The sequence below is a fragment of the Desulfotomaculum defluvii genome (genome assembly GCF_054657375.1).
In genome coordinates this window covers 1,429,154-1,446,295 of record NZ_BAAHYV010000007.1, presented here as the reverse complement: position 1 = coordinate 1,446,295, position 17,142 = coordinate 1,429,154, and the positions used below count along the sequence as shown (strand labels likewise).

At 41.7% G+C, this 17,142-nt stretch carries 11 protein-coding genes; 10 read left to right on the top strand and 1 reads right to left on the bottom strand.

What is annotated here, in order from left to right; translation table 11 throughout:
- Positions 1-151: 151 nt before the first annotated feature.
- Positions 152-1,477 carry a sugar ABC transporter substrate-binding protein gene (locus tag ACYQ03_RS14140; RefSeq protein WP_459910563.1) on the bottom strand — a complete coding sequence of 442 codons (1,326 nt, stop codon included), beginning with the start codon at positions 1,475-1,477 and terminating at the stop codon, positions 152-154.
- A gap of 459 nt (positions 1,478-1,936) precedes the next feature.
- Here ACYQ03_RS14140 and ACYQ03_RS14135 point away from each other — a divergent pair, with 459 nt between their 5' ends.
- From ACYQ03_RS14135 to ACYQ03_RS14090, 10 genes are all read left to right on the top strand, one after another.
- Positions 1,937-3,646 (top strand): sensor histidine kinase, encoded by a 1,710-nt coding sequence (locus ACYQ03_RS14135; RefSeq protein WP_459910562.1) that lies wholly within the window; start codon positions 1,937-1,939, stop codon positions 3,644-3,646.
- Positions 3,647-3,914: 268 nt separating this feature from the next.
- The gene (locus ACYQ03_RS14130) at positions 3,915-4,346 is read left to right on the top strand and encodes a response regulator (protein WP_459910561.1); all 432 of its coding nucleotides are present in this window, start codon (positions 3,915-3,917) and stop codon (positions 4,344-4,346) included.
- A 17-nt stretch (positions 4,347-4,363) separates the two neighbouring features.
- Positions 4,364-7,096, top strand: coding sequence for a PAS domain S-box protein (locus ACYQ03_RS14125; protein ID WP_459910560.1), 2,733 nt, complete (start codon positions 4,364-4,366; stop codon positions 7,094-7,096).
- 27 nt (positions 7,097-7,123) lie between these two features.
- The gene (locus tag ACYQ03_RS14120; RefSeq protein ID WP_459910559.1) at positions 7,124-8,572 is read left to right on the top strand and encodes a sigma-54-dependent transcriptional regulator; all 1,449 of its coding nucleotides are present in this window, start codon (positions 7,124-7,126) and stop codon (positions 8,570-8,572) included.
- Positions 8,573-8,754: 182 nt separating this feature from the next.
- On the top strand, positions 8,755-10,341 hold the full coding sequence (locus ACYQ03_RS14115; RefSeq protein ID WP_459910558.1) for an HD-GYP domain-containing protein: 1,587 nt from the start codon (positions 8,755-8,757) through the stop codon (positions 10,339-10,341).
- Positions 10,342-10,358: 17 nt separating this feature from the next.
- On the top strand, positions 10,359-12,500 hold the full coding sequence (locus tag ACYQ03_RS14110; protein WP_459910557.1) for a chemotaxis protein CheA: 2,142 nt from the start codon (positions 10,359-10,361) through the stop codon (positions 12,498-12,500).
- A gap of 16 nt (positions 12,501-12,516) precedes the next feature.
- Positions 12,517-13,005, top strand: a complete 489-nt coding sequence (locus ACYQ03_RS14105; protein ID WP_459910556.1) for a chemotaxis protein CheW — start codon at positions 12,517-12,519, stop codon at positions 13,003-13,005.
- A gap of 18 nt (positions 13,006-13,023) precedes the next feature.
- On the top strand, positions 13,024-15,141 hold the full coding sequence (locus ACYQ03_RS14100) for a HAMP domain-containing methyl-accepting chemotaxis protein (RefSeq protein ID WP_459910555.1): 2,118 nt from the start codon (positions 13,024-13,026) through the stop codon (positions 15,139-15,141).
- A 54-nt stretch (positions 15,142-15,195) separates the two neighbouring features.
- Positions 15,196-16,020 (top strand): CheR family methyltransferase, encoded by an 825-nt coding sequence (locus ACYQ03_RS14095; protein ID WP_459910554.1) that lies wholly within the window; start codon positions 15,196-15,198, stop codon positions 16,018-16,020.
- 5 nt (positions 16,021-16,025) lie between these two features.
- Positions 16,026-17,090 (top strand): protein-glutamate methylesterase/protein-glutamine glutaminase, encoded by a 1,065-nt coding sequence (locus ACYQ03_RS14090; RefSeq protein WP_459910553.1) that lies wholly within the window; start codon positions 16,026-16,028, stop codon positions 17,088-17,090.
- The last annotated feature ends 52 nt before the right edge of the window (positions 17,091-17,142 follow it).

Here is a 17,142-nt window from a genome sequence, read left to right as displayed (position 1 = left end):
ATCCTACAGGGGTTTAGTTAAATTATGAGAGTCGGTTGCATTTCACTTAGCCATCAGCCGTCAGCCCTTAGCCTTCAGTTAGCCTACGGCCCCAATAGACCCCTAAGAAGAACATGCACAAAAAGCTGATGACTGAAGGCTGAGGGCAATTCTACTGTCCCCCACCGCCTTGGGAGCCCTGACCTTGTTGGCCCTGGCCTTCCTGGCCTTGTTGACCGCCGGAGTCCTGTTCAATTTTTTGTATTTCTCCATCAACCTCAACTTCCATTACTTTTCCGTCCTGGGTAACAATTTTCAATTTGGATTTCTTGCTTTTTTCACCTTGGCTGCCACCTTGACTGCCGCTACCTTGACCGCCACTTTGACCCGATTCTTCTCCAGATGAGCCCTGTTGCTGCTCCTGTCCTTGTTGTTGACCCGACTGACCCTCTTGGGGTTTCTCCTCTTCTTTTTTAAGATTGCCCCAACGGGCCTCTAAAAGATGGGATTGTTCTTTATCTATTAACCGTACTGGTATAATTTTTGCTGGTATATCGAAATTTCCATTTTGAATGATGGTATCATTGTTCCAATTTCCCTTTTGAGCTAGGTCCAATGCTGCATCCAAAGCAAAGTTGGCTAACTGTTCCGGCATAATATCAATTTCAGCATCATGATCGCCCTTGACCAGAGCCTCAGATGTTTTTTGATCAGCACCCACGCCAATTGTTAGAACCATTTTATCCTTATTCTCAGATTTCAGTGCCTTAAAAGCAGACTCTGCCATGCGATCATCAGTGGCGATGATTGCATCTATAGAACCTTCTTGCAAAGTATTCATTACTGTCATTTGGGCCATTTCAGGATCACCCTCTGGATGTTCCTTGACAGTAATTTGTTCTATTTTTTTGCTTTGTTCCAGAACCTGCCGTGCACCATCTATGATCATTTGGGAAACCGGATCCATTGGATCTCCCTTTAACATTAAAATTTTAAAGCTTTGCTTTGCCTGTTCGGAAGTTTTGTTGATCTCGTTAAGAATAAATTGCCCTTGTAATTCTCCAGCCCGAATATGATCTGCAGCTACGTAGCCATCCAGTGGAGCATTATAGGGGAGGGTCTCCAAACCGATTACTTTGATTTTAGCCTGTACAATCTTATCCACCAACTGTGTGCCTTCCTTAGGGTCAACTGTTTGGAGGATGATTGCTTGAACCTTTTCTTGAATCAATTTATCAATGTCTTTTTCTTGCTGAGAGGAATCCATTTTAGCATCCATCCAGGTTAAAGAAACCTTTTCCTTTTTTGCCCGTTCTTGCATAAATTTTTTTATTGTTTTATTTCCATCAAACTCCATTGAAGCTAAACTTATACCAATCTTTATCTTTTGTTGGGGTTCAGGCTTTGGTTGGGCTTCCTGGCCGGGGCAACCAGAAATAAAAACAAAGGATAGTATGACCAATAATAAGATTAATTGTTTAAATTTCTTATCCTTCATTGCAGCACCTCTGCTTGTACATTCTTACATCTATTATTACTTATAAGGAAAGAAATATTAGTTAGATGTTGTAAATCTAAATAAGAATTTTTTAGCTAAATATTACAGGAATATTCTAATATACCATTATTTGTGAGATATAGATTAAGCTTTGAAATTACTTTCTTTTCAATTGATTTATGACAAACGATATTTTATAGTTTATGGGAATTTACTATTTAGTAAAATCATAAAACCAAACTGCTCAGTCCCCTGCTAAATATAATATAAATTGGCAGGGGATTTTTGTAGTATTAACAGTACGTGAAATAACAAGAACAAATTTAAAATTTTAATATATTTTTAAAGAAAGATGTAATTTTTAGAAGGGAAAGGGATGTGAAATCAAGAACATACATCATTAATATAGGACTTAAGTCATAATGTTATTGTATATAGGTCTGCATTAGGAGGATAATTATGGACTGGATGGCGCCCTCTGCATTGGCCGGATTATTATCTACCTTAGTTTTGGTGGCCTTGTACTGGTATATCTATTCCCAGGAGAAGCAGAAATATCTAGCCATCTGGGCCACTGCCTGGACCATTTATTTGTTTAGCTTAATCTACGATCTTTATGTTACCTATGCTAATATACCCCACTACTTTCTCCAGGGGGATCAACTCCCCTGTCTCTTAAGTGCCCTTTGTTTACTTTGGGGTACCTATTCTCTCGAGAACCAACCAATGAAAAAAGGCTGGGTTTTTGCGTCTGCTATTTTTAGCTTTTGGCTGGTCTTCGGTCTTGTTATTCAAATTCCAGTATATTTGGTGGTTATACCAACTTTCACATTCATAGCTTTTTTATATCTTTGGAATGGCTTTCTTTTCCTAGAGATGCGGTTACCCAGCGGAGCAGGTAATACCATTGTGGGATGGGCGTTAGTTATTTGGGCCCTCCACAAAACGTCTTATCCCTTAGTTCAATCCATAATTCCCTACACCTACTGGAGATATTTCTTGGCTTCAATACTAGAAATCACTGTGGCCATGGGTCTGTTAATGATTTATTACCAAAAAATAAGATATACCTTAAGAGTTAGCGAGGAAAGATTTAGACTTTTAGCAGAAAATGCCCAAGACATTATTTTTCGCTTACATCCAGGTCCTTCTCTGGTATTCGATTATGTTAGCCCATCTAGTAGCCATATCACAGGTTATACTCCCGAGGAGTATTACGCTAAGCCAGATTTAGCCTTTGAGATAATCCTTCCAGAGGATAAGGATTTGTTTAAAGATTTTCTAGAAAATCCTATATTTACAAAACCACTGCTGTTACGTTTCAGGCACAAGAATGGTCATGTTATTTGGTTAGAACAACGCAATGTACCTGTTTATGATTCTAAGGGCAGTTTAATATGCATTGAAGGTATTGGTAGGGATATTACGGAGCTCAAACAAGCAGAAAATCGCCTTAGGGAAAAACGCCAGGAAATACAGAGGTATGCTTGGGGACTGGAAAAAAGCAACCAGGAACTGGAACAGTTTGCCTATGTAGTTTCCCATGATTTGAAGGCGCCCTTACGGGGCATTGCCAATCTATCAGAGTGGCTTGAAGAAGAGCTTGGTTCTGGTCTGCAAGGGGAATCCCGCAGGATGATGGACTTATTACGAAATCGAGTGCAGCGTATGGAGGCCCTAATTGATGGTATTTTGAAGTACTCCAGAGCTGGCCGCATCAAGGGTGAAATAGCAGAGGTGGATTTAAAACATCTCCTGGTTGAAATAATTGACATGTTACATCCCCCGCCAGATTTTATCGTAGCAGTGGCTGACAATTTACCTACCATAAAAACAGACCGTACAAGATTAATACAGGTCCTTGCAAACCTAATCGGTAACGCGATTAAGCACCATGACCGTTCCAAGGGCAAGGTTATTGTTTCGGTAGAAGATACAGGGGAATTTTATCAATTTACAGTGGCTGATGATGGACCTGGCATTGCACCGGAATATCACAGCAAGGTTTTTGAACTTTTTCAAACCCTGCGCCCTAAGGACGAGGTAGAAAATACAGGGGTTGGTCTTTCCATTGTGAAAAAGATTGTTGAGAGCCAAGAGGGGGAATTGCTACTGAAATCCGAGGGAGATCGTGGTACGATATTCCAGTTTACTTGGCCGAAAAAATAATAGCCTTTAGCTTTAGAAGCCTTGTTGGAGGGCCTCGGGTCATGAGCCATAGACATTGGGTTTGATTGCAAGTTTTCTTAGGGTCATGGCAAGGGACCCATGGACGGCTGTATTGGAGCTCATAGCTGGTTAATATGTCATGGCTTTGGATGACAGGGTGTTTATAATGACTTAAGCCTAGGGCTACAAGACCCCAAAGCTAACATGCAAAAAGCTGATGGCTGACGGCTGAAGGCTGATGGCTATCAATATTGAGGTGAAGTAGTTGATGAGAGATAAAAACGTGCATATCTTAGTTGTAGAAGATGATGATGTAGACATCATGGCTATACAACGGGCCTTTGAAAAGCAAAACATTACAAATCCCCTGTACATAGCCCGCAATGGTCTGGAAGCCCTAGCAATACTTAGGGACGGGAATATACCCTTACCCAGCATCATATTGTTGGATATTAACATGCCCAAAATGAACGGTATAGAATTCTTACGTGAGATAAGAAAGGATAGGCAACTGAGGTCTATTCCAGTTGTTGTATTAACTACTTCAGATGAAGAAAGGGATATTAATGATGCCTTTAAATATAATACAGCAGGGTATATCGTAAAACCCCTTTCCTTGCCAAAGTTTGAGGACGCCATCTCTGTCCTTAATTTGTACTGGACCCTAAGTGAATTACCTCCTATGAATAAAGTAATTTAAATATAAGGAAGGATTATATGGGTGAGCAAATAAAAATCCTTGTCATTGACGACGATCAAGTGGACCGTATGGCCATAAAACGTATGTTGAGGTCGTCAGAATTTAATGTGGAGGTTACCGAGGCTGGTGATGGGGAAGCAGCCCTTACTTCTCTCAAGGGGGAAGATTATGATTGTATCTTTATCGACTATCGATTACCCGGAGAAAATGGGTTGCAGGTTTTGCAACAAATCAAGGCTGTCGATTCTAGTATTCCTGTGGTCATGCTGACAGGGTATGGCGATGAAGAAACAGCGGTGGAAATCATGAAGGCTGGTGCCTCAGACTATTTGATAAAGGGCAAGATTTCCCCAGAGTCCCTTCAACAAAGTTTGCGTTATACTCTCCGTGTTCGTAAGGCTGAGGAGCAAGCCAGAATGGCTGAGGAAGCCATGTGTCAAAATGAAGCTCGGATGAGAGCTATTTTTGAAGGTTCCTTTGATGCCATCATTACCTTTGATAAACAGGGGGAAATTAGAACTTTAAACCCTGCTGCGGAAGCAATGTTTGGTTATTCTCGAGAAGAGATACTTTATCAATCCATTTATTTGCTCATAGGATATATATCATTAAGTAAACTTAATAACCTGGAAAAGGGTATTATTACCGAGACAACTGGTCGAAGAAAAGATGGCAGTTATTTTATGGCAGAGTTATCTTTAAATAAAATCTCCACTGAACCTACAAAAGAAAGGTTTGTTTGTGTAGTTCGTGACATTACCATAAGAAAATGGATTGAATTTCAGGATCTTTTGTTGTACCAAATGGCCATGATGGTTTTGGAAGAAAAACCCCTGGATTATATCCTCAATTTTATCTCGGATCAACTGGCCCGTTTACTAGATGTCAAGTTAGTTTGGATTGCCTTAAAGGAACTAGACGGTTCTGTTAGTATCGGTTCTCGAGCTGGTGCCTTGGAATCAGCCTTTGATGAACAATTTTTCACTTGGGAGTATCAATTAGAAAGCGGTGGACCCTGTGTGCCAGCCATTAAATACGGCCTAACTCAGATCTTGATAGCAGAAGAACTCAAGGGTAGATGGCAGGGACAGGTCAATTCCTATGGTATTCGTACGGTGGCTGCCTTTCCACTAATTGTAGGTGGAAAAGTTATAGGTGCCCTTAGTATTTATAGTGATCAAGTTAACTTTTTTAATAAAGAACGTAAGCATTCCTTTGAAAACATTGCAGGGCAGTTGGCCATTGCCATGCAAGATGCCTCATCTCGACAGCAGTTAAAACTTTTAACCAAAGTAATGGAAGCTGCTGCCAATGCCATTGTCATTACCGACCCGGCTGGCGATATCCAGTGGGTCAATCCTGCCTTTTGTGATCTTACGGGTTATTCTCAGTGGGAGGTATTGGGAAAAAACCCACGTCTCTTAAAATCAGGACAGCATGACCTCACTTTTTATCAAGAATTATGGGAACATATAATCAATGGCTATGTATGGCAGGGGCAAATGGTGAATCGGCGCAAGAATGGTACTTTTTACGCTGAGGAAATGACCATTACTCCGGTACGGGATGATCAGGGGAAGATTGCTCATTTTATAGCCATCAAGCAAGATATTTCTGTTCGTAAAAAGGCCGAAGAAGTGTTGCAGCGCTATCATCTCTTGTTTAAGAGTGTGAACGATATCATTTTGATGATGGATACAGACGGGAAAATTCTTGAAGCAAACCTAGCGGCAGAAAAATCCTACGGCTACACCAGAGAAGAACTACTATCCCTAAACATTGTTAATTTACGAGCAGAAGAAGAAGTGAAAAAATTTTATAATCAGTTCTCCAAAGTCCATAGTGGTGAGATTTTATTTGAGACCATACACCTGCGGAGGGATGGTACTAGTTTTCCTGTTGAAGTAAGTTCACTGGGAGTCACCCAGGTTTTGGGTAGCCCCATCATACTAAGTGTTATTCGTGATATCACAGTGAGAAAAAAAGCTGAGGCGGATATGCTGGAGACCCAGGAAAGGTTGGCCAGGGTAGAAAAGCTAGCTTCCCTTGGTACAATGGCAGCGGGTATTGCCCATGAGATCAACCAGCCCCTTAATTCTCTTAAAGTTATAGCAGATGGCATGCTTTATTGGCATGACAGAGGACGCTTTATTGATGTTGAAAGAATCATGGGAAATATTAGAAAGATCTCTGCCCAGGCCAGACGTATTGATGATATTATCAAACACATGCGTTCCTTTGTGCGAAGTGAAAAACTCAAAAGTGTAGCACCATGTAATTTAAATGAAGCGGTGGACGATGCCTTATCTATGATTGGCAAGCAACTATCTGCCCATGGCATTCAAGTGGTAAAGAAGCTGCAACTGGACCTTCCTCCCATACTAGGGCAGAAAACAAGATTAGAAGAAATTGTAATTAATTTACTAATTAACTCCATGCAATCCTTGGATACATTGAAACAAAATAATAAGGAAATCCTCTGTGCCACCTGGGCAGAAGATAAGGTAATCCTAGAGATCAGTGATAACGGGCCTGGCATCAAAGATGAGGATAGAAAAAGGATCTTTGACCCTTTCTTTACCACCAAACCCGTGGGAGTAGGTATGGGATTGGGGTTATCAATTGTTCATACTATAGTGACTTCTTTGGGCGGACAGGTTTATTGTAAGGAACATACGGGGGCGGGTGCCGTCTTTCGAGTGGAGTTTCCTTTTCTTAGTGATGGACCTAAGTGCAGTTGGAGACCCTGAAATTAGACTAAGATGGGGGGTGGTTAAATGAATATTCTCCTTGTTGATGATGACCTGGATAGCCGGGCTGGAGTTGGTGATTTTCTTCGTGAAATGGGCCATCATGTAACGGAATGCAGCAACGGAGAAGAAGCCCTCAGGATATTTACCAATGGTCATTTCCCAATGATTTTATCCGACATAAAAATGCCGAAGATGTCCGGACTAGAGTTTCTAAAAAAAATTTCTCTGCTTCCTGATAAAAAATGTGTAGACGTGGTACTTTTTACCGGACACGGAGATATGGAAACCGCCATCTTAGCTCTCAGGGCAGGAGCTTATGATTATTTACTTAAGCCAATCAATGTAGAGGAATTGGCTGCCATAACTGAACGCATAGCAGAGCACCAAGCCCTCATTAAAGAAAACACTCTGCTAACCAAACATTTTCGCGAAAAACTTCAAGATGAGACAGAGGAAACCCGTAGGGAATTAATGAAATTAAAAAAGACCTTGGCCCAGTCAATAGGTCTGGACAGTGTTGGTTTTTTCTCCCAGGAAATGATCCAGTTGATGGAACAGGCTCATAAATATCATTCGGATCGTACCATTCCCGTGCTCATCCAAGGAGAAACTGGCAGCGGCAAAGAAATCATAGCTAGGATTATACATTATGGCGGTCTTAAGGAAATGCTGCCCTTTGTGGATATCAACTGTGCGGCCCTAACGCCAAGTTTGTTTGAAAGTGAATTGTTTGGCTATGAGGCAGGGGCCTTTACCGGTGGCCTAGCCAAGGGACAAAAGGGGAGACTTGATCTAGCCCAAGGGGGGACAATATTTTTAGATGAAGTAGCCGAAATTCCTCTTGAACTACAGAGTAAATTACTTCGTGTCATGCAGGAAAAGGAGTATTATCGGGTAGGGGGCCTCAAAAAAATCAAGATAGATGTACGAGTAATCTGTGCCACCAATGTTGATCTGAGAAGAAGGGTGGAAGAGGGGAAATTTAGAGAGGACCTATATTATCGTTTGAAAATCGGTCATATCTACATTCCCCCATTAAGGGAAAGGGTAGCCGATATCATACCATTGGCTGAGCTCTTTTTGGATAAATTTTCTCAGGAAAAAGGTAAGAGATTTAGGAATATAGGTACTACAGCGGCTAATCTCTTACAGTGTTATCATTGGCCTGGAAACGTTCGTGAATTACGAAATGCCATTGAGTGGGCAGTTTTTATGCATAATGACGAAACGCTACAATCATCTCATCTGGGTATACTGTCTTCAGTAAGTACAACAACACCGTTAAAAACAAGTATTGAGTATCAACTAAACCCCAACGAATTTACCCTGCCAAGGGAATCTTTCTCTCTGGAGGAGTATATCAATAGAATCATTATTAAAGCATTGGAAATGCATGGAGGTAATAAAACTAAAACAGCCCGCTATCTAGATATATCCCGTCGTATGCTCTATGGCCGAATACAGAAACTATAAGTCGCACTCTTTAGTGCAAATGAACCCTTTGGTGTACCAAAAGGTTCATTTTTTTTTTTGCCATTAGTCCTTAGCTTTAACCTAATAGCAAATAGCTAACAGCTAAAGGCTAAAAGCCAAATATGGCATGGTTTTTGCTTTTGGTTAGATAAACAGCGATAACAGATAAGGGATGTGAGGCAGTGACAAAGGAAATTCACCATATCTTAAAACCCTATCACCTTAGTTTAGATATCAACGATACCTCTCCTTTGGATCTATTTAATCGGCAAGGCCAACTGGTATTGTTGAAAGGGGAAAAAGTTACTTCAGAAATCAAGGATATGTTTCAGAATAAAGAGTTATACGTGCTGCATGGTGAATGGAAGGAATTTCAGAGTAAAGTTTGTCATCTACCCTATATAAAACAGGGAATGGACTATGAAGATACCCCAGAAAACTTGCTGGCAAGTTCTGCTCAGCGGATGAGAGACCTTTACTGGGAAGCAAAATTGGTCAACCGGCAGCACTTAGAGGATGCCAACAATGTGGTTGATGATGTAAGGGGATGCATTAGAAGTCACCCTAAATTACGTATGTATTTCGATATGTTGCATGAACATGACCCTTATACCTATGTGCATTCAATAAATGTGGCCTTACTAAGTGTTCTTGTTGGCTTGGAAATGGGGTATAACAGGCAGGGCCTAGCTGATCTAGCTACCGGTGCTTTGCTGCATGACCTAGGCAAACTACTGATACCCAAGGATATCCTAAATAAACCAGGGAGCCTTACCCCAAGGGAGTTTACCATTATCAAGAATCATCCGTTAATTGGGATGAATATTATTATGCCTTTGGTTGATTCAAGGGAGTTTGTAACTACCGTTCGTCAGCATCATGAAAGATGGGATGGCAAAGGTTACCCTGATGGGATAAAAGGAGATGAGATTCACCCCAATGCCCAAATAATAGCTGTTGCCGATGTTTTTGATGCTTTAACCACCGATCGGCCCTATAGACCCGGCTTTCCACCTTATCATGCAGTGGAGATTATTATGAAAGGTGAAGGTCAAGAGTTTTCACCTCGGGTGGTGCAGGCATTTTTAAAAACAGTAGTCTTATATCCAGAGAATACCAGGGTTACCTTAAACACCGGGGAAGTGGGGATGGTGGTGGGAGTACCCACACGTTCCCCTACCCGACCTCGGATAAAGGTTATTTACTCGCCCTATGAGCAGAATTCAGAATATGAACAAATAATTGATTTACAACAAAATAATGGTTGTATTGTGAGTACAGTTAAGTACGGAGGGGTAAGAATGAAATTTATGTTAATAGATGATGACCGTGACTGTTTGGATGGTTTGGTCAGTGCTCTGGAACCAACAGGTCATGAGTTAAATGTATTTACTGTACCGGAGGAAGCTGTTAAAGCTTACTTGGGAAATTCCTATGATGTTGTGATCACTGATATGAAAATGCCAGGAATGACTGGCATCGAAGTACTAAAAGCTATTCGAAAGTTAGATCAGAATGCTAAAGTCATCTTGATCACGGGTTATGGCGATGTTGAAACAGCTATAGCTGCGGTTAATAACGGTGCCTATGCTTTTTTTGGTAAACCTGTGGTGATTGAGGAACTATTGGAAACTATAGAAAAAATCAGTGATGAAGCGGAAATAAGAAAACAAACCAAAGAAGAACAAGAGCGCATGGCTAAGGAATATAGCAAACTTAAAAGGGCCTATGAGGAATTGCAAGAATTGCTCCGGGAAAAAGATGTGTGAGAAAGGGGTAGGCGGAGATGGGTGAAGACCAGGAACGCATTGAGATGATTGGTGATTTTATAACTGAGAGCAGAGAACTGCTGGAGGAAATAGAACCACAGATCATCGCCATGGAAGAACATGTTTCTAATGCGGGAATGGTAGATGATGAGATTTTAAATAGTATCTTTAGGCTTTTTCATTCGATTAAGGGTATGGCCTCTTTCTTAGACTTACAAACGGTTATTAATGTAACCCATGAAGCAGAAACCCTGCTGGATATTTTCCGCAAGGGGAAAGCAAATTTGGCACCTAAGCATATTGAACTCCTTTATAAAACCGGAGATTTTATAAAGGGTTTATTGGATACCATTGAGCAGCAGCTCTCAGACGGGGGTCTGGAAAATGAAGCCATGGGCATAATTGGAGAGATTCAAAGGACTATCGAAGGTATAGCCAATATAGAAAATAAACAAGAAGAACAATCTCCCTCCAATGACGAGGAGTGGGTTTTCACCATAACGCCAGAGGTTATAAAACGATTTAAAGAGGATGGTTTGGAAATTCTTGAAGAAGCAGAAACGTCATTATTGCAGTTGGAAAGTAACCCCAATCGTTGTTCACTGGTGGAGCAGATCTTCCGATCTTTCCATAGCTTTAAAGGTAATGCCGGCTTCCTAGGCTTTGCTGAGTTAGAGCAAGTTAGCCACCAGGCAGAGAGTATGCTTAACGAAATATTGCAAAGTCAAGCAGAGGTAAATAATGAGACCATCTCAGTACTGTTAAAGACCGTAGACAATCTGAAGGAGAGCTTGGGCAGAGTTGGTGCCTCTAGTGGGGAGCAATTAACCATAGAGGATGATTTGGTAGAGAAACAGGATCAATTAATAACACCAGTGGCTAGTTCGCAGGTACAGGAGGACCCAGAAAACCAGCCAGTCATTAAAAATGATGCTGGTAACAGCGAACAAAGCAAGAATGCTAATAGTGCTGTTCAGCAGGCCATTCGGGTAGATGTAGAAAAACTGGATACATTGCTGGATCTGGTGGGGGAAATGGTTATATCTGTGGCCATGGTTTCCCATCATCCAGATCTCCAAGGACTTCAGCTAGACCGGTTTGAAAAGGCCATTAGCCATCTTAATAAAATCACACGGGATATTCAAGACGTATCCATGAATTTGCGAATGGTGCCCTTAGCAGGTATTTTTCGCAAAATGATCCGAGTAGTAAGAGATGTTTCCTATAAGATCAATAAAAAAGTAACATTAGAAATCATAGGTGAAGAGACAGAGGTTGATAAAACAATTATCGAGCAAATTTCAGACCCTCTGGTGCATATCATGCGCAATGCAGTGGACCACGGCATTGAATCCCCTGAACAACGCCGAGCTGTGGGGAAACCTGAAACTGGGCGAATTATCCTGGAAGCAAGGCATACTGGTGGTGAGGTGTGGATTCTTATCAGGGACGACGGCAAAGGATTAAATCGAGAACAAATTTTATCCAAAGCTAGAGACAGAGGTTTGCTTCAAAATAAAAAAAGAGATTTAAAGGATGAAGAGGTTTGGAAGCTCATTTTTGAACCAGGCTTGAGTACAGCGGGAACGGTATCAGCTATTTCTGGCCGGGGTGTAGGTATGGATGTAGTAAAACAGAACATTGAAAAGCTACGGGGACGCATCGAAATACGTAGTACACCAGACCAGGGAACTCTGTTCATTATTCGCATACCCCTAACCTTAGCAATTATTGAGGGTATGGTGGTACGGGTGGGGAGAGCCAGATATACCCTCCCCATTGCATCTATTAAGGAGTGTTTTCAACCTAAGGAAAGTCAAATTGTAGTCAATCCCGATGGCTTAGAGGTGGTAAATATCCGGGGGGAGCTACTTCCGGTTATTAGACTGCATCAGCTTTATAAAGTTCAGCCAGCCTTTGACCAATTGACCGAGGGGATATTAATTGTCATGGAAAGTGAAGATCAGAAATGTTGCTTATTTGTGGATGAACTAGTAGGTCAACAACAAATTGTCATTAAACCCCTACCACCGGCCTTAGGGAAGATAAGAGGGGTCTCTGGTCTAGCGATACTGGGGGATGGGGAAGTCAGTATGATTTTAGATATCGCCCATTTAATAGTTTCTGCTGAAGATCTCCTAGGGAACAAACTATATTAAGAAAGAAGGTGGCAGGATGAGTACAAGGGATGGATTTGAATTGGAGTTATTACAGGAAGAGGAAGAAGATGATCTGGAAGATACTCAAGAGGGCAAATACCTTACCTTCTTACTGATTAACGAAGAATTTGGTTTAGAAATTCAATATGTAACAGAAATTATTGGCATACAAAGAATAACAGAAGTTCCAGATGTACCTGACTATATCAAAGGGGTCATCAATCTGCGGGGCAAAGTGATTCCCGTGATGGATGTACGCCTGCGCTTCGGTGCAGTGGCCAGGGAATATGATGAACGAACTTGTATTATAGTTATTCAAGTTAAAGGTCAGCCAATGGGGCTAATTGTCGACCGAGTATCAGAAGTACTGGACATACCAAAGAGGGATATAGAACCAGCTCCCAGTGTGCGCAGGAGCAGAGAAAACAGGTATATTCAGGGTATGGGCAAAGTTGGAGATAGGGTCAAATTACTGCTAGATGTAGAGAAACTCCTGGAAGAATAAATATAGGAGGCCTGACAAATGAAGTGGTTTTATAACCTGAAAATTGCAACCAAATTAACCATTGCCTTTATCGTAGTGGCTATTATTTCAGTTATTATCGGTTATGTAGGCATTAGTGACATTAAAGATATTGAAGAAGCTGACACCAATATGTATGAAAAAATGGTAGAACCAACAGGGCATTTAGCAGAAATGGTCAATGCTTTTCAACGGATCCGTGTGAATTCCCGAGATATTATTCTAGCCAATTCCCCGGCTGAAATCCAAGATCGTAATAATAGGATTGAGGAGTATTTTGTTACCATCGACAAAAATGTTTTAGAAATTGAGAAAACAATGTTAACTGAGGAAGGTAAAGAATTATTTAGGAGATTTCATGAGGTAAATCAGGTCTTTCGTACTGAAACCGAAAGGGTAATTCAGTTGGCCAAGTCTGATCAGGACGCAGAAGCACTGGCGATAATTAGCGAAGAAGGAGCCCAGGGGAAAGCGGCCAGAGAAGAATTGGATATTATTAATAGAATTATAGAAATTAAAATTGAAATGGCCAAGAAGACCTCTGATGAAAACAGCAATATTGCCTCCAGTGCCACAACCACTATGATGATTATTATTCTAGTGGGTGTACTTCTATCCATCGGTTTGGGTTTATTCATAGCTCGGATGGTTAGTCGTCCGGTAAATGAATTGGCTGCAGCTGCAGATAAACTGGCCCTGGGGGATGTCAATGTTGATATTGAAGCCACAACCAAAGATGAAATAGGTAAGTTAGCAACTTCCTTTAAGACAATGGCAGAAAATATGAGAGACCATGCCTTGGCTGCAGAAAAAGTGGCTGAGGGGGATTTAGCAGTAAACGTAAAAGTAAACTCCGAACATGATATTTTAGGAAAGAATCTTGAATTGATGGTCAACACCATTAGGGAATTAGTAGATGAAACCAATGAATTGGTGCAAGCTGCCGTGGAGGGAAATTTGCAGTCTAGGGGCCATGCAACTAAATTTAAGGGCGGTTATTATGAAATTGTCAAGGGGATTAATGATACATTGGATGCTATCCTTAGGCCCATCAATGAGGCAGTTGTTTGCCTACAGGAAATGGCCAGGGGTAACCTTGATACCAGTGTGAAAGGGGAATATAGGGGTGACCATGCCCTGATCAAAGAAGCCCTCAACAGCACCATAAGTTCTATTAACGAAATTCTAAGTCAGGTGACAGTGGCAGTGGATCAGGTGGCTGCTGGGTCCCGTCAGATTTCAGAAGCCAGCCAAGCACTGTCCCAGGGTGCCACTGAATCTGCCAGTGCAGTTGAACAAATCTCTTCCTCTATGCAGGAAATGGCATCACAAACTAGCCAAAATGCCGAAAATGCTATTCAGGCTAACCAACTGGCCATTCAGGCCAAGGACAATGCTGAAGATGGTAATCAAAAGATGCAGCAAATGGTTAAAGCCATGGAGAATATAAATGAATCAGCCAATGACATATCCAAAATTATCAAGGTGATAGATGAGATTGCTTTCCAAACAAATTTATTGGCTTTGAATGCTGCAGTTGAAGCTGCCAGAGCTGGTAAACATGGTAAAGGCTTTACGGTGGTGGCAGAGGAAGTACGTAATTTAGCCCAACGTAGTGCCAAGGCTGCCAAGGAAACCACAGAGATGATTGAAGACTCTATCAAGAAATCCGAGGTGGGAACACAAATTGCACAGGATACTTCAAAATCATTAGAGGATATAGTTATTGGTGCCACCAAGGTAACAGATTTGATCAGTGAGATTGCTGCAGCTTCCAAGGAACAGGCCCAGGGTATCGGTCAAATAAATGCTGGTCTTAGCCAGGTAGATCAAGTTACACAACAAAATACCGCCAGTTCAGAACAATCCGCCGCTGCCGGAGAAGAATTATCTGGTCAAGCAACGAACCTGAAGGAAATGTTAGGGCACTTTAAGCTAAGCAGACAGAGTCTTGGTATGACTACTTTCAACGGAACGTCTACTAACTCAATATCAAGAGTTCATAATAACAGGATAACTGGAAGAGATGTCAAGGGCCAAAATGTACAGGGGAAAAATAACCTGGTAAGGCCCCAAGATATTATCTCGTTGGATGATAGCGATTTTGGTAAGTTTTAAAAAAATTGTATCAGTGATGCTTGTGGGTTTCTAAGACCGGAAGGGGCTAAAGGGATGAAAGACCTTCGATTAACAGATGAGGAGTTTCGACTCCTAAGTCAATTGGTATATAAAAAGTTTGGTATCCATATCACTGAGCAAAAAAGGTCATTATTCATGGATCGCCTATTAAGGACAGTTTATGAAGGTGGCTTCGCTAGTTTTAAAGCCTACTATGAATATGTGATTAAGGAGCCCTCGGGTCAAGCCCTTTTGCATCTGGCAGATAAATTATCCACTAATTATACTTACTTTTTTAGGGAGTTTGAACACTTTCAATTTTTACAGGAAGTGGTGCTTCCTAGGCTTATGGAGAAAAACCGCCATAGTAAAAAAATCAGAATTTGGTCAGCTGGTTGTTCTTCCGGGGAAGAACCCTATACCTTGGCTATGATTTTGCGTGAATTTTTAGGGTGGCAATTAAATAACTGGGATATTGGTATTTTGGCAACAGATATTTCTACCAGTGCCTTGGCAAAGGCCACTGCTGGAATTTATAGCGGGGCACAGCTGGAGCATGTGCCCCCCATGTACCGCATCCGTTATTTTAAACCACACTCAGAGGGAAATTGGCTAATCAGTCCGGATCTAAGAGAGTTAATATTGTTCCGTCGTCTTAATCTGACCAATGAGATATATCCCTTTAAAGGGCTCTTTAATGTTATCTTCTGTCGAAATGTAATGATTTATTTTGATAACAGTACCCGAGGGTCTATTATCGAGAGGTTTTATCGTTATACAGAGCCCGAAGGATATTTATTTATCAGTCATTCAGAATCCTTAGGTCAGTCCAATACCCTCTATCGCTTTGTTCAACCAGCCATATATCAAAGGAGATGAACAGAATGGGGATTGCTGTGAAGACCATTAAGGTTCTGGTGGTGGATGATTCAGCTCTCGTTAGGGAGATCCTTGCCCAGGGTCTAGCAATGGATCCAGAAATTGAAGTGGTTGGAGTTGCCTCTAACCCCTATGTGGCCAGGGATAAGATTGTCCGACTTAGGCCTGATGTATTAACTTTAGATGTTGAAATGCCCAAAATGGACGGGGTGGAATTTTTAAAGCGTTTAATGCCTCAGTATCCATTGCCAGTTGTGATGGTCAGTGCACTGGCTAAAAAAGGAGCAAAGATTACCCTGGAAGCACTGGCGGCTGGAGCAGTTGATTTTGTTACCAAGCCCAGTACAGATATCGCTAGGGGTCTTAATGCCATGCTGGGGGAATTGCGTCAGAAAATAAAAATTGCTGCCACAGCCAATGTTCAGGCTTGGAAAGAAAAAAGACCCTCTGCACTTCCCGGAAGATTCCTGAAAGTGGCCCTAGCCGAATCCACAGACAAGGTTATTGCCATCGGGGCATCTACCGGAGGTACCGAAGCAATTCGAAGAATAATCAGAGCCTTTCCTGCCTCCACGCCAGGTATTGTTATTGTTCAGCATATGCCACCAGGGTTTACCAAGCATTTTGCCCAGGGATTAAATGAGATCTGTGAAATGGAAGTGTTGGAGGCTAGGACCAATGACCGGGTTATGCCAGGAAGAGTTCTTATTGCTCCTGGAGGTAAGCATATGACAGTACGACGGTCCGGCGGTATGTATTTGGTAACCTGTGAGGAGGGGGCCAATGTGAATGGGCATTGCCCCTCGGTGGATGTTCTATTTAACTCCGTTGCTAGGCACGTGGGTAGTAATGCAGTTGGGGTTATTTTAACTGGTATGGGTCATGACGGGGCAGCAGGAATGCTGGCCATGCGGCAAGCTGGTGCAAAGACTTTGGCCCAGGATGAGCACAGTTCTGTGGTTTTTGGTATGCCTAAAGTGGCCTTTGAAAAAGGAGGAGCCGAAGCACTATTTCCTCTAAGTGCTATTCCTAATGCTATTGCCTTAGCTCTGCATGGCCGTTGCCGTTAGCTATTAGCCATTAGCTACAAAAGTTAATGGTCAAAGGCTAAAGACTAAAAGC